The following is a 14,599-nucleotide window of genomic DNA, read 5'->3' as shown; positions in this document are numbered from 1 at the left end:
GGTTTCAGCAATATAGGGTGTGTACTCTAAATACCGTTGTTATCTTGAGTACTGATGTATCCGGCGGTCCACATAACGGGCCCGCATTCTTTATCCGGAAAAGGGAAGTCTATGAGCTCGCCAGCTGATCATAAACCCGCTCCCCGCATAGGGCTTGCCCTTGGTGGCGGTGGTCCTCTGGGCGGCATTTATGAAATCGGAGCGCTCCGGGCGCTGGATGAGGCGCTCGATGGTCTCGATTTCAACAACATCGATGTCTATGTCGGCGTTAACGGCGGCTCTTTTGTGGCGGCGAATCTCGCCAACCAGATGACCACGGCGCAACTTTGCCGGATTTTCGTGCGCAACGAGGCGGAAGTACACCCGTTCCATCCGGAAGTATTCTATCGCCCGGCTTTCCGGGAGATTGGCAGTCGATTGCTGGCAATTCCCGGGTTGGTTTCGACCGCAGTGAGTCGCTTCGTCAACAACCCCTACGATCAGAGTCTGCTGGAAGCCATGACCATCCTGGCCCAGGTAGCGCCGGCTGGATTGTTTGATAACGAGGGCTTGCACGAGTATCTCAAGCGGGCCTTCACCATGCTTGGGCGCACCAATGATTTCCGTCAGCTCAAGCGCAGCCTCTACATCGTGGCTGCCGATGTTGAGAGTACCGAAGCGGTCTGCTTTGGCGCTCCCGGTTTTGATCATGTGCCCATTTCCAAGGCTATTCAGGCAAGCACTGCCTCGCCGGGGTTGTATGTGCCAGTGGAAATCGATGGGCGGTATTATGTGGACGGTACACTGCGCAAGGGTTTGCACGCCTCCGTGGCTTTTGAAGACGGTGCCGACCTGGTTTTCGCCGTGAATCCCCAGGTGCCGATCGATGCCAGTGCGGCGGTCCGGGCCGGTTCCATGAAGCCGGGCGAACTGACCCGCTCAGGTATGCCAAACCTTCTGTCTCAGACCTTCAGGACCATGGTGTATTCCCGGATGCAGTCCGGCATTGCCCAGTATGCCCGGGACTATCCGGACAAGGACATTCTGCTGTTTGAACCCACCCGAGACGACGCCAAGCTGTTCTTCTCCAACGTATTCAGCTTCCAGTCCCGCAGGATGGTGTGTGAGCACGCTTATCAGATGACACGGCGGGATCTTTTGAATCGCGCAGACCAGTTGGAGCCCAAGCTGGCGAAATATGGCATCAAGCTTCGCCGGGATCGCCTTGAAGACGAGCAGAGGACGATTAGCACCAGTCTATACGGCGAAATGCTGCCGCTGTATGTGGCCAAGGGCAGAAAGAAAAAATCGGAGAAGGGCCGGCTGGCAGCCGGTCTGGACAACGTGTCGCACCTCTTTTCGAAGGCGCAGTAATATTGAGGGGCTGGATAGGGGTCAGATGATCGTTTCATCTGACCCCTTATTCACACTTACAGGATATACCGGCTCAGATCCTCGTCTTCGGACAACTCTCCAAGCTTTTCATCCACGTATTCGGCGGTTACCTCGAAGCCATCGGTCACCTTGTCGCCGGCATCGAAGGACAGTGTCTCAAGCAACCGCTCAAGGACAGTATGCAGCCGACGGGCACCGATGTTTTCTGTGCTCTCGTTTACCTTCCAGGCAACCTCGGCAATTCGGGCGATGGCATCTTCCCGGAAGGTCAGTTTAACACCTTCGGTCAGCATCAGCGCTTCGTACTGCTGCACCAGGGAGGCATCCGGTTCGGTCAGGATGCGTTTGAAGTCCTCGGGTGTCAGTGCCTGGAGTTCAACGCGGATCGGCAAGCGGCCCTGCAGCTCCGGAATGAGATCCGAGGGCTTGGACAGGTGGAACGCGCCGGAAGCAATAAACAGAATATGATCGGTTCGCACAGAGCCGTATTTCGTGCTCACGGTGCTGCCTTCGATCAGAGGAAGCAGATCGCGCTGAACGCCCTCGCGGGAGACATCTGACGAGGTGTTTTCGGACCGTTTGGCCACCTTGTCGATCTCATCCACGAACACGATGCCATTCTGTTCCACCGCCTGGATCGCTTTCTGTTTGATTTCTTCTTCGTTGACCAGCTTGGCAGCCTCTTCTTCTTTGGCCCGCTTCAGCGCGTCCGCAACCTTCATCTTTCGGGTCCTGCGCTTGTCGGAGGACAGGTTTGAGAACATGCTCTGCAGCTGATTAGTCATCTCCTCCATGCCTGGAGGTGCCATGATTTCCACCCCGGCGCTGGAGTTGCGCAGGTCGATCTCGATTTCCTTGTCATCCAGCTCGCCCTCGCGGAGTTTCTTACGGAATAGCTGGCGAGTGGAGGAATCAGAGCTGCGCTGGCTGTCCTCACCGAAATCCCGGGGCGGCGGAATCAATGCGTCCAGAATACGCTCTTCCGCGGCATCCAGTGCCCGTTCCTCGTGGCGTTTCATCTCTGCTTCGCGCAGCATTTTGACAGCCATATCCGCCAAATCACGAATGATGGATTCCACGTCACGGCCGACGTAGCCGACTTCGGTGAATTTGGTAGCCTCCACTTTCAGAAACGGGGCATCGGCCAATTTTGCGAGGCGCCGGGCGATCTCGGTCTTGCCCACACCCGTGGGACCGATCATCAGAATGTTCTTGGGTGTGATCTCATCGCGCAGGCTGCTGTCGAGCTGCATCCGGCGCCAGCGATTTCTCAGGGCGATGGCCACCGCCCGCTTGGCTTCTTCCTGGCCCACGATGTGTTTGTTGAGCTCGTGGACAATCTCACGGGGAGTCATTGCAGACATGGTCGCTCCGGATCAGTCGTTTTTGGAGAGCACTTCAAGGGTGCGATTGTGGTTGGTGTAGATACAGATGTCGGCGGCGATATCCAGACCTTTTTCAACAATCTCGTGTGCTGACAGGTCGGTGTTTTCCAGCAGGGCCCGGGCTGAGGCCTGGGCAAAGGGACCGCCCGAACCGATGGCAATTAGTCCCTGCTCCGGCTCGATCACATCGCCGTTGCCAGTGATGATCAGTGAGGCGGTTTTGTCCGCAACGGCCAGCAGGGCCTCGAGCCTTCGCAACGCCCGGTCTGTTCGCCAGTCTTTCGCCAACTCCACAGCGGCTCGGGTCAGGTTGCCCTGGTGCTTCTCAAGCTGGGCTTCAAAGCGCTCAAAAAGGGTAAACGCATCGGCGGTGCCGCCCGCAAAACCGGCGATCACCTTGCCGTTGTATAGACGGCGTACCTTCCGGGCATTGCCTTTCATTACGGTGTTGCCCAGGGAAACCTGGCCGTCGCCACCCATGGCAACTTCGTCATCGCGCCTGACGGAAAGAATGGTAGTCATTTGGGCTCCAATTGCCTGATTGAAATTGGTATCCCGTTGTTATGGTGGCTTGCGTGGCGAATTCAAGGTGTTCGTGCGCGGCCCGGAAAGATCAGCCTTCCTTGGGGATCTTCCGGACCAGTGGCTGGATATTCAGGGAAACCAGTTTGTCGATAGCGGAGTTCATCTGGCTTCGGGAGGTGAAGGGGCCAACATTGACGCGATACCAGACGGAGCCATTGTCCAGGTCAATCCTCTGGGTGCTTGCCCGCAAACCCTGGAAAGCGATCTGGGCCCGCTGTCGTTCCGCGTCTTCCTTGCTGCGGAAGGAGCCGGATTGAAGCAGATAATTGAAATCTGTTTGCGTTGGTCCGGGCGTGTATTCTTCGACTTTGGGCGGCACAACCTCGGACTCCGGCAGCATTTCGTAGAAGCGGAACCCGGGTTTATCCTCTGCTTTCCCGGTCTCTGCCGGCGTCTTCGCCGGGTTCTGGGCCGGCTTTTCGGTGACTGCCGGCTGCTGGGAATGAGGGCTCGTTGGCAAAGAGTTCAGGTAGACGATAAACCCGATAAAGCCGCCCACGGCTGCGAGGGACAGTATCCACTTGAGTGACAGGCCGCCGTGCTGGGAGCGGGCACTGGCCGCTGGCTTTGGCCGGGCGGCCTTCGGCTTTGCCTGTCTCGTAGGCTTTTTGCGCGAAGTGGCTGAGGCCTTGGAAGGTCTGTCCTTGCGGGCGTAATCTCGGGACATTCGTTTTACATCTCTTCCGGTGCGCTGACGCCCAGCAGGTCCAGACCGTTGGCGATGACCTGCCGGATGGCAAGGTAGAGGCTGACCCTTGCATCACGAACGGCGGTATCTTCAATCAATACCTTATGGGCGTTGTAATACGTGTGGAACTGGCCTGCCAGATCCCGCAGGTAGTGCGTGAGGTGGTGCGGCTCACGTTGGGCGGCAGAGTTGGCAATGAGCTCCGGATACTTGGCCAACTGGTTGGCCAGGTCCTTTTCCTCATCAAGGGTAAGCAGTGAAAGATCACCGATGCATTCGTTGCGGCCGCGCTGCACACCTTCCTCAGCCAGTTTTCGAAGCACGCTGCAAATGCGCGCGTGGGCATACTGCACGTAATAGACCGGGTTTTCATTGGTCTGGGAGCGAGCCAGATCGATATCGAAGGTCAACTGGGAATCCACCCGGCGCGCGGCCAGGAAGAACCGGGTCGCATCGCGGCCAACTTCATCAATCAGGTCCCGGACGGTCACGTAACTGCCGGCACGTTTGGAGATTTTTACCTCCTGGCCTGAGCGGGTCACCATCACCATCTGATGCAGTACGTAGTCCGGCCAGCCTTCCGGAATGCCGGCATTCAGCGCCTGCAAGCCTGCGCGAACGCGGGTAACGGTAGAGTGGTGATCGGCACCCTGTTCGTTGATAACGGTGGTAAAACCCCGTTGCCACTTGTCCAGGTGATAGGCAACATCCGGCAGAAAATAGGTGTAGCCGCCGTCCTTCTTGCGCATGACCCGATCTTTATCGTCGCCGAATTCTGTGGTTTTCAGCCACATGGCACCATCCTGCTCGTAGGTGTAGCCATTCTCCTGCAGCCGCTTGACCGTGGCTTCAACCTTGCCGTCCTGATACAGGGAGGATTCCAGGAAATAGACGTCGAACTGAACGCCAAAGGCTTTCAGATCCAGGTCCTGCTCCCGGCGCAGGTAGGCGACAGCGAATTCGCGGATGGCGTCGCGGTCTTCCGGGTCCGCCTTGGCGGTCACTTCCCGGTCGTCCGCGGTAACGGTGTCGCCCGCAAGGTAGGCCTTGGCAACATCAACGATGTAATCGCCCCGGTAGCCATCCGCCGGCCAGCTCTCGTCGTCCGGCGTCAGACCTTTCACCCGGGCCTGAACGGAGAGCGCCAGGTTATCAATCTGGGCGCCGGCATCGTTGTAGTAGAACTCCCGGGTGACATCGTACCCGTTGGCTTCCAGCAGCCGGCAGAGGCAGTCACCGATCGCCGCGCCACGCCCGTGACCAACGTGGAGGGGGCCGGTGGGATTGGCGGAAACAAACTCCACCTGAACTTTTTCGCCCTGGCCCTGATTGTTGCGGCCGAAGCGTTCACCCTCATCCAGTATGGTGTTGACCACTTCAAAAGCACTGGCAGTGCTCATAAAGAAGTTGATGAAACCGGGCCCGGCAATTTCCACTTTCTCCACCGCTTTGCTCTGCGGCAGTTTCCCGACAAGCGCCTCCGCCAGCTTTCGAGGCGGGCAGCCGGCGGCCTTTGAGGCAACCAGGGCAATATTGCAGGCATAGTCGCCATGGGACTTGTCCTTGGTATTGCCCACCTGTGGAGTGAAGGACTGGTCCGCAGGCAGGGTGCCATCGGCTTGGAGTGCTGCCAGTGCAGACTGGAGCAGATCGGAAACGGTCTCTTTCATGCTGTCAGATGACTCGGTTTACAGGAGAATTGGGTTCGGGGCAGGAGGCCCAGCAATTGAGGCGGTATTATCGCGGAAAGGGATAGTCTTCTCAAACTTATGGCCGCCCTGTAAGAACTCAGGGCGGCCATCAGCTTTAGTCGGTAAGAGTTGCCCGGAATATGAAGGCGTTTCCGGTAAATGGTGTTGGAGGAGTCACCTCGACGGTGAGTGTCCCGGTAGACGGTGTGTCATCAGCCTCTACCACGACACATTGTTCAACGGGGCTTTCCCTGTACGAGGTTGTTGTGGTGAAAGAAGTTGGGGCTACGATTGTACCGTTAGTTGATGAGAAGCTGACTTGCGTGCCTCCAGGTGGTGGCCCTTGTACTACATTACCCGAGCTGTCGGAGAAGACTCCGGCTATTTCAAAGCACACTTCACCTGGAGCCACAGGGGTTGTGGAGCTTATTAAAATGTTGTCGCTCGCCATAAAAATTTCAGCTGTTTGAGTGATCTCCAAGAGTGAGGTTGTGCAATTAACATTGGTGTCGTCGCAGGCTGTTCCGTTATAGATGGAATTTGCCGCGTCGTACTGGCCGTTATCGTTGTAATCAAAATACTCTTCGTTCGCATCGCGTGAGTTATTTCGATTACGGTCGAGAAAGGCCTCTCCTTTGTCATCATTCTGCACATCAAACTCGTCATCAGCCTGGGTATACTTTCCATCGCTGTTGAGGTCTCTAAAGCTCTCTTCCCCTACAGTGCGAGCAAGGACCAGAATAATTCCGTCTTCAGGTCTGGGGTCTTGGCTAATCCATTGGACGGCGCAGGCACCGTCTTGGAGAGTGCACTCGCTCTGGACAGAACCTGCATTGGTCACAAAGTTTACAACGGCGTCACTTATTCTGTTGTTGTTCCTATCTGCTGCCCTTATCGAAATAGGAACGGTTACCCCGTCGTAATTTCTTGCGTTTGGAAGAAAGTTATCTTCAACCGCAACAGAGAAGCTGTCTTGATCAGGAATGGTCGCGCTAATCGAAATTGGCGCTGATGTTGTCTGAATAGGCGTGCCGGAGTCAGGAGTATAGGTGGCGGTAACGCTTACAACGCTTGCGACTGTTCCTGCGTTAACTCGAGTTGTTGCCTCTCCCTGCTCATCCGTTTGTGTAGAGTTTTGAGAGAGTGAGATGCCTCCTACACTTGTTGAAAGTGAGAAAGTTATTTCTTCTCCAGAAGTGATAGGGTTGCCATTTTTATCCGTCAATCTGAATGCCACTTCTGAAACGCTGGGGCGAGTGCTGTTGGAGCTCCCACTCAGTGCAATCGAATCAGGGGTGGCGCTGGTAAATTCCAGTTCGCCCACTTCTGGCGCTGCAACAGTGATGTTGGCAATCGCTATTGCTCCGTTTGGTAATCTGGCCGTGATTGTGTCATCGCCGGCGCAACCAGCCTCATAAGTCGTGGTAAAGGACCCTGAGGATGTTGTGACAGAGCTGTCAAAATTCGCGCTTTGACACAAGGAGGTAATGCTAACTGAGGTCTCAGTGGCATTGAAAATGCTATTGCCAGCACTCGCGTTGACCACATTGAATTCCAGGCGAGTCGAGCCGCCTGCAGAAAGTGAAGTTGTTGATACGTTCATTTGTCCAGACTGAAACGAGGAGCCGCTCCCTGTGCCGAGCTCCAAAGTTACCTGCTGCTCTGTATCACCAGAGGAGTCGCCACCAGTTGAAGGTGATGTGCCGCCTCCACCCCCGCCACTACCTGCTAAGGGCGCTGAGTTGTCATCGCCACCACAGGCTGCGAGAAGAAGCGTTAGCGAAATTGCTGACGCGCGCGCAAGGAATTTCCCTGACATTTCCAATCTCCATTTTTCCATTTGGTTGTATAAAGCTATCCATAAAGCGGGTTTCCCGCACGAGAACCGCATATATGACTTCTGCAATTAAAAATTCTTTAATAGATGAATCGGATCTTAGCACAGGGTATGCGAATGCAAATTAACAGAACCCGGTTTTGTGTAAAAAACTGTGAAATGGGGGAGGGTTGCGTCGCAAACTAGCCGGTTTCCTGAGGATCAACATCAATCATCCATTTTGTGCCGGCAGGTAGCTTTCTCTGGTCCAACTCCTGGCAGATTCCGGTTAACAATTGATTCAGCTTTTTCCTGTTTCGGGCGTTGAGGACAAGCTGGGCGCGGTGCTTGTCGGCACGCCGGGCAATCATGGCGGGCAGTGGTCCCCAGGTTTCGATGCCTGCAGCGTTGGTGAGGGGCTTTATTGTGTCCAGTACCTGAAGGCTCTTCTCCATGCTATCGGCTTCTGCCCTGAAGATAGCCATAGCCCGGAACGGCGGAAACTGACCTTCTTCCCGCTCTTTCAGGAGTTGGTCGGCGATATCGAGATACCGGCCCTCGCAAAGCGTCCTCAGTAAGGGGTGGTCGCTGTGGCAGGTTTGTACCAGGACTTTGCCGGGCTTTGTGCCGCGGCCGGCGCGGCCGCTGACTTGCAAAAGGGTCTGAATTAGCTGTTCGGGTGCGCGAAAATCCACGCTGAAAAGTCCGCCGTCGGCGTTGATTACTACCACGAGTGTGACGTTCGGGAAGTCGTGTCCTTTGGCCAGCATCTGGGTACCGACGAGCACGCAGGGTTTACCGCTGTTCACCTGTTTCAGAATGCCCTGAATGCTGCCTTTGCGCTGAGTGCTGTCGCGATCCACCCGTACCACAGGAGTGTTCGGGAAAGCGCTGGCGAGTATGTCTTCGGTCCTTTCTGTGCCCTGGCCGACAGGTTTGAAGGCATCGCTGTGGCATTTCGGGCAGTGTTCTGTGGCAGCCGTTTGGTAGTCGCAGTGGTGGCATCGCATGGCCCGGTCCCGGCGGTGGTAGGTCAGGCGGGTATCGCACCGCGGGCACTCGACCATGTGGCCGCAGTCGAAGCACATCATCACCGGGGCAAAGCCCCGTCGATTGACAAAGACCAGCGCCTGCTCGCCTTTTGTAAGGGTCTGCTCTATGGCGGTCAGAGCAGGGCGGGACAGGCCGCCCTCCAGGGGGCGGCTTCGAATGTCCAGCAGACTGATGTCGGGTGGCGCCGCATTGCCGGCCCGTTCCTCAAGCCTCACCAGATGATATTTGGACTGCTCCGCGTTATGCACGGATTCCAGTGACGGAGTCGCCGATCCGAGGATGATGGGGCAGTTGTTCTGGTGGGCTCGATAGACTGCCAGGTCGCGACCGGAATAACGGAAACCTTCACCCTGTTTGTACGAACTGTCATGCTCCTCATCGACAATGATTGTGCGCAGATTAGTGAAGGGCAGCAAAACCGCCGATCGGGTGCCTACCAGGATAACCGGCTCACCGTTGCGGACCTTCAGCCAGGTTGTCAGGCGCTCACCGTCGTTGAGGGCCGAGTGCCATACGACAATTCGGCTGCCGAAGTAGTGTTGGAATCGAGCAACCGTTTGCGGGGTAAGATTGATCTCCGGAACCAGCACCAGGGCCTGGTCCCGGGCGTTGAGGTGTTCCTTTAAATAGTGCAGGTAGATCTCGGTTTTTCCGCTGCCGGTGATGCCGTATAAGAGTGAGACGCCAAACCCTTCATCGGGAACAGCCAGCTCTTCTGCGGCTGAAGCCTGGGCCGCGGACAGTTCGGGTCTTCGAGCATCAAGCTCAGAATCTTGTTCAAGTGAATTCGGCCGGGGCGGCAAAATCGGCTCAATCAGCTGCTTCTCGCGTAGTGCATTGAGTTGCGCCCGGGAGAAACCGGCCTGCAGGATATCCTTTGTCGGGGCACCCCTCGGGTGTTGGCGTAGCCAATCGAAAAGCGCCTTCTGTTTATGGGCTTTTGCAGGCAAGGTCGCAGTATGGTCACGTGTATGCCACCACTGCTCCGCTTTCTCTTCGGCGATTCGCCCCCGCCTGAGGGCGGGGGGCAGGGCGGTGAACAGGCATTCGCCCAAGGGGTGCTGATAATAGTCGCTCGCCCAGCTGAGAAGTTTGAACGTTTCTTGCGGTAATGCCGGCCACTCCTCGATTGCCGAGGACAGCGGCTTGAGCTTTATGCCAGGGGGCGGTTCAACCCCCACCTCTACAACCAGGCCCGTTGCCTGCTGTCGGCCAAAGGGGATTCGCACTCTCTGGCCCGGCGTCAACTCAAGGTCTTCTGGAATAATGTAATCAAAGAGTCGACGCAGAGGACGATTCAGGGCGATGCGTGCAATCAATGGCACTGAGCGCTCCACTGGATGAGAGGTGTCACGGTTTTTCCTTATCCTGTTTCAGTCGGCACTCAGCCGCGAAATCCGGAATGGGCGGGTCCGGAAGTCAGGGTGGTGCTTGCCTGCGACACTAATTGCAAGTAAGATTCGCGGTCTGTTTCCGGCTGGGCATGATTGTGCCCCGTCTTCTCAATTGATTCAAACGTGCGGTGCCTGGCGCCTGGGTAATCAAGATGCCCCGCGATCAGGTAGCGGCATGACCTAACGAGGTTCACCATGAAAGAAGGTATCCACCCCAAGTACGAAGAGATTACCGCTACCTGTTCCTGCGGTAACACGTTCAAGACTCGCTCTACCTACACCCATGATCTGCAGCTGGACGTATGTTCCCAGTGCCACCCTTTCTATACTGGCAAGCAGAAAGTTATGGATACCGGTGGTCGTATCGACCGTTTCCAGAAGCGTTTCGGTGGCCGCATCGGCGGCAAGAAAGACTGATCGCACTGGATGTAAAAGAAAGCGCCTTCGGGCGCTTTTTTTGTGCCCGAAGATCAGACTGTATTCATTGTATACATACGCAATTAGCACTATTGACTGTTCACAAAATGTTCATGGGCCACTTGTCGTTTCGGGTCTGGCGGGCCATAATGGCGCGCTCCGCTGGATGGGGAGGTTCCCTGGCTCCAGCGGTTCATTACCTTTAAACGTGACAAACGGAACAGTGGCAATGTCTCAAGATCTGAAAGAAGCAGCCCTTGAATATCACGCCAAGCCGCGGCCTGGTAAGCTGAGTGTTGAAATCACCAAGCCAACCAAGACTTCCCGCGACCTTTCCCTGGCGTATAGCCCCGGGGTTGCCGAACCGGTCCGCGAGATCGCAAAGGACCCGGAGAACGCATACAAGTACACCGCCAAGGGCAACCTGGTGGCTGTTATCTCCGACGGTTCTGCGATTCTTGGTCTGGGTAACCTGGGTCCGCTGGCAAGCAAGCCGGTTATGGAAGGCAAGGGCGTACTGTTCAAGCGCTTTGCCGGAATTGATGTTTTCGATATCGAGGTCAATTCCGAAAGCCCGCAGGCGTTTATTGAAACAGTTGAGCGGATTGCAGACACCTTTGGTGGCATCAATCTGGAAGACATCAAGGCGCCTGAGTGTTTTGAGGTTGAACGCGCGCTTATCGAGAAGTGCAACGTGCCGATCTTCCACGACGATCAACATGGTACTGCTATCGTAACTGCAGCCGGCATGATCAATGCCCTTGAGCTGCAGGGTAAAAAAATTGAAGAGGCGAAGGTGGTGTGCCTGGGTGCCGGTGCTGCCGCTATTGCCTGCATGAAGTTGCTGATCAGCTGCGGTATTCGCTCTGAGAACATCTTCATGCTCGACCGCAAGGGTGTGATCCACTCTGGTCGTGATGATCTGAATCAGTACAAGGCGATGTTTGCCAACGATACTGACAGGCGTACTCTGGATGACGCTATTGATGGTGCTGATGTATTTCTTGGCCTGTCTGGCCCGGATCTGCTGACTGCTGACCAGCTCAAGAAAATGGCTCCGAAGCCTATCGTGTTTGCCTGCTCCAACCCTGATCCGGAAATCAGTCCGGAAGTTGCCCTGGCAACCCGCGATGATCTGATCATGGCTACAGGCCGGTCCGATTATCCGAACCAGGTTAACAACGTATTAGGCTTCCCGTTCATTTTCCGTGGCGCGTTGGACGTTCGTGCAACTGCCATCAATGAGGAGATGAAGGTGGCGGCTGTCAATGCGATTCGTGAGCTGGCAAAAGAGCCGGTGCCTCAGGAAATCTGTGAGGCCTATGGCGTGGATAGCTTTGAGTTCGGAAAAGAGTACATCATTCCCAAGCCGATGGATGTACGCTTGCTTGAAGTGGTGCCCGCAGCCGTTGCTCGCGCTGCTGTAGATTCCGGGGTTGCCCGAAATGCATACCCTGCGCACTACCCGCTCAAATCCATGGACGACATTATCTGATCTGTTCCTCTGGATAATAGAAAAACCGGCGGTGATCCCGCCGGTTTTTTTGTGCCCGCTTCGCGTATCAGAAGATTCGGCGTGACAGATCGTCTTCCTCAGAGCCTCCGTTACGATCACCGTCGGTGTCTGACGTCAGCGGGGGTGGTGCGTCCTCTTCCCGGAAGACCTCAAAGACACCGTCCTCGCCAGGTCTGGCGCGCTGTCCAGTCTCGGGATTGATACGGATATTCACGATTCCGTTCGGGCGGGGCATCAGGGAAGAGGGCGCCCCTTCGAGTGCAACCTCCATGTAGTCCAGCCAGATTGGTAGCGCAGTGCTGGCGCCGAATTCACGCCTGCCAAGCGGTGCCGGCTGGTCGAATCCAACCCAGGTTGTCGTGGCAATATCGTGATTGAAACCGGCGAACCAGGTGTCCTTCTGCTCGTTGGTGGTGCCGGTCTTGCCAGCGATGTCGTCCCGGCCCAGAGCCAGCGCCCGCCGGCCAGTACCTCGGCGAATTACATCCTGCATCATCGAGTGCAGAATGAAGACGGCGCGCTCGTCCGCCAGTCTGGGCATCACGCGAACCTCCGGCGGCTCTCTGTTGTCTTGCGATGCATTTGCCGGCGTAGCGGCGTCGCTTTCGTCCGTTTCCGGGATCGCTTGTTCTGCAATCTCATTGCAGTTTTCATCGCACAGAATGGTTTTCGGGGCCTGGTAGATGATCTCGCCGTTGAAGTCGCTGATCGTCTCGATCAGGTAAGGTTCAACGTCATAACCGCCGTTAGCGATTACAGCCATGCCTCTGGCCAGTTCCATTGGAGTCAACTGGCCGCTGCCGAGCGACAATGACAGGTTGTCGGGCATGTTTTCGGTAGGGATTTCCAGTTGTGCGAGGTAATTGAGCGTTTTTTCAATACCCAAGTCTCGCAGGAGCCTGATAGAAACCAGGTTTCGTGAGCGATACAGCGCTTCGCGAAGCCGGGTCGGGCCATAAAACTGTCCGGAGGAGTTCTGCGGCCGCCATGCGGTCTCCAGTTCGGAGTCGTCGAACACGATGGGTGCATCGTTATAAATAGTGGCCGGCGTCATGCCGCTTTCAAGGGCGCTCAGGTAGAGGAACGGCTTGAAAGTCGAGCCCGGTTGCCTGCGCGCCTGAATGGCCCGGTTGTATTTGCTTTGACCGAAGCTGTAGCCCCCTGCCAGTGCCTGTATGGCACCGGTTTTGGCTTCCAGTGAAATCAGTGCGCCTTCTACCCTAGGAATCTGGGCAAGTGCCACGGTCGCAGCAGTAGGCTGCTCCGGATCGTCACCCTGCGGACTGCTTTCGTCGGCATCAACTTCTGGGGAAGCCTGGGCTGGCCCCTGGGCGCGCACATAGACAACGTCGCCGGGCGAAACAACATCTGAAGGTTTCTCGGGTTCTGGTCCTGTCAGATTTTCAGTTTTGTAGCGCCTCGCCCAGGTCATGGTTTCGAACGGCATAATGGCGGGGCCGACGACGCGTGCGTAAACACGTGCTTCGCCCGATTCGTCGTCAACCTCCTCGACGATTGCCGGTAGCAAGGACTCGACCCTGGGGTAATTCAGGATGACGTCGGATAATTCGCTCGTGGCGAGAGTGTCCTCGTCGATCTGCCCGATGGGACCGCGAAAACCGTGGCGTCGATCATAGGCTTTCAGGCCGTTCCTGAGCGCTTCGGTGGCAACCTGTTGCTTTTCGCCGTCAACCGTCAGAGTGACGGTATAGCCATCGGTGTAGGCGTCTTCGCCAAACCGCCGAACCATTTCAGATCGTGCCATTTCAGCAACATAGTCGGCGTCGACTTCCGTTTCCGTGCTGTTATAGCTGGCGGTGATGGGGGCAGAAACGGCAAGTTCATGGGCGTCCGGAGTGATGTACCCCAGGTCTCTCATGCGCCCGAGGATCCAGTTCCGGCGAATCATCGCACGGTCCGGGTTGGCCAGCGGGTTGAATGCCGAGGGCGCCTTGGGTAGGCCGGCCAGCATAGCCATCTGGGCCAGTGACAGCTCGGATACCGGCTTGTTGTAATAAACCTGTGCAGCTGCCGCTATGCCATAGGCCCGATTGCCCAGATAGATCTTGTTCAGGTAGAGCTCGAGAATGCGGTTTTTGTCCAGTTCACGTTCAATCTGAAGAGCCAGAAGTATCTCGTTGAACTTCCGGATAAAGGTTCTGTCCCGTGACAAAAAGTAATTTTTTGCAACCTGCATTGTGATGGTGCTGCCCCCGGACTGGATCTCGCCGGTTGAGACCAGTTCGATGGCAGCCCGCGCCAGGCCTTTGATGTCGACCCCAAAGTGCTCATAAAAACGCGCGTCTTCAGCGGCCATAAAGGCTTGTAACTGAATTGTTGGGATCTGTTCGATTGTGATGGGTGCCCTTCTCTTTTCACCGAATTCTGCTATTAATCTGTTGTCTTTGCTATAGACCCTTAATGGCGTCTGAAGCTTGATGTCCAGAAGCTGATGTACCGGCGGAAGGCCAGGGCGAAGGTAAAGATAAAAGCCTGAGGTTACGATAACGGCGACACTCAGTCCGGTAAGAAACAACCAGGCAAAAAGGCGAGATGTGCGCAACAAATGAGACATTTTTTTCTGACAACTGTTGGATATAGGTCTATCATTTGAGAAATTGCTTTAGGAAGGAAGAGTCGCTTCACCGTCGCAATGGTTCTCAATTAAAGAAGAACAGGC

The 14,599-nt window shown here is 55.9% G+C and carries 10 protein-coding genes; 3 read left to right on the top strand and 7 right to left on the bottom strand.

Going from position 1 to position 14,599, the window contains the following annotated elements:
- The first annotated feature begins 111 nt into the window (after positions 1 to 111).
- Positions 112 to 1,353 (top strand): patatin-like phospholipase family protein, encoded by a 1,242-nt coding sequence (locus WA411_RS16600; protein WP_291909341.1) that lies wholly within the window; start codon positions 112 to 114, stop codon positions 1,351 to 1,353.
- A 56-nt stretch (positions 1,354 to 1,409) separates the two neighbouring features.
- On the opposite strand, the gene hslU is transcribed toward WA411_RS16600, so the two are convergent.
- The 6 genes from hslU to WA411_RS16570 form a co-directional block, all read right to left on the bottom strand.
- A complete protein-coding gene (gene hslU, locus WA411_RS16595) occupies positions 1,410 to 2,738 on the bottom strand; it encodes an HslU--HslV peptidase ATPase subunit (RefSeq protein ID WP_291909342.1) in 1,329 nt (442 codons plus the stop codon).
- 12 nt (positions 2,739 to 2,750) lie between these two features.
- Positions 2,751 to 3,281 (bottom strand): ATP-dependent protease subunit HslV, encoded by a 531-nt coding sequence (gene hslV, locus WA411_RS16590; protein WP_048497819.1) that lies wholly within the window; start codon positions 3,279 to 3,281, stop codon positions 2,751 to 2,753.
- Positions 3,282 to 3,372: 91 nt separating this feature from the next.
- A complete protein-coding gene (locus WA411_RS16585; protein WP_291909348.1) occupies positions 3,373 to 4,011 on the bottom strand; it encodes an SPOR domain-containing protein in 639 nt (212 codons plus the stop codon).
- Between the two features lie 5 nt (positions 4,012 to 4,016).
- Positions 4,017 to 5,702 (bottom strand): arginine--tRNA ligase, encoded by a 1,686-nt coding sequence (gene argS / locus WA411_RS16580; RefSeq protein WP_291909351.1) that lies wholly within the window; start codon positions 5,700 to 5,702, stop codon positions 4,017 to 4,019.
- Between the two features lie 136 nt (positions 5,703 to 5,838).
- A complete protein-coding gene (locus tag WA411_RS16575; RefSeq protein WP_291909354.1) occupies positions 5,839 to 7,614 on the bottom strand; it encodes an Ig-like domain-containing protein in 1,776 nt (591 codons plus the stop codon).
- A gap of 128 nt (positions 7,615 to 7,742) precedes the next feature.
- Positions 7,743 to 9,917 carry a primosomal protein N' gene (locus tag WA411_RS16570; protein WP_291909356.1) on the bottom strand — a complete coding sequence of 725 codons (2,175 nt, stop codon included), beginning with the start codon at positions 9,915 to 9,917 and terminating at the stop codon, positions 7,743 to 7,745.
- A gap of 264 nt (positions 9,918 to 10,181) precedes the next feature.
- Here WA411_RS16570 and rpmE point away from each other — a divergent pair, with 264 nt between their 5' ends.
- Positions 10,182 to 10,403 (top strand): 50S ribosomal protein L31, encoded by a 222-nt coding sequence (rpmE, locus tag WA411_RS16565; protein ID WP_064230272.1) that lies wholly within the window; start codon positions 10,182 to 10,184, stop codon positions 10,401 to 10,403.
- 229 nt (positions 10,404 to 10,632) lie between these two features.
- The gene (locus tag WA411_RS16560; protein WP_069185147.1) at positions 10,633 to 11,898 is read left to right on the top strand and encodes a malic enzyme-like NAD(P)-binding protein; all 1,266 of its coding nucleotides are present in this window, start codon (positions 10,633 to 10,635) and stop codon (positions 11,896 to 11,898) included.
- Positions 11,899 to 11,965: 67 nt separating this feature from the next.
- On the opposite strand, the gene WA411_RS16555 is transcribed toward WA411_RS16560, so the two are convergent.
- A complete protein-coding gene (locus WA411_RS16555) occupies positions 11,966 to 14,494 on the bottom strand; it encodes a penicillin-binding protein 1A (RefSeq protein ID WP_291909362.1) in 2,529 nt (842 codons plus the stop codon).
- Positions 14,495 to 14,599: the final 105 nt, after the last annotated feature.

It is taken from the genome of Marinobacter sp. CH_CUG1437-1, from assembly GCF_037029655.1.
Classification (GTDB): domain Bacteria; phylum Pseudomonadota; class Gammaproteobacteria; order Pseudomonadales; family Oleiphilaceae; genus Marinobacter; species Marinobacter salsuginis.
Note: the sequence above shows the minus strand (reverse complement) of the source record. Positions and strands in the feature narration are given on the sequence as shown.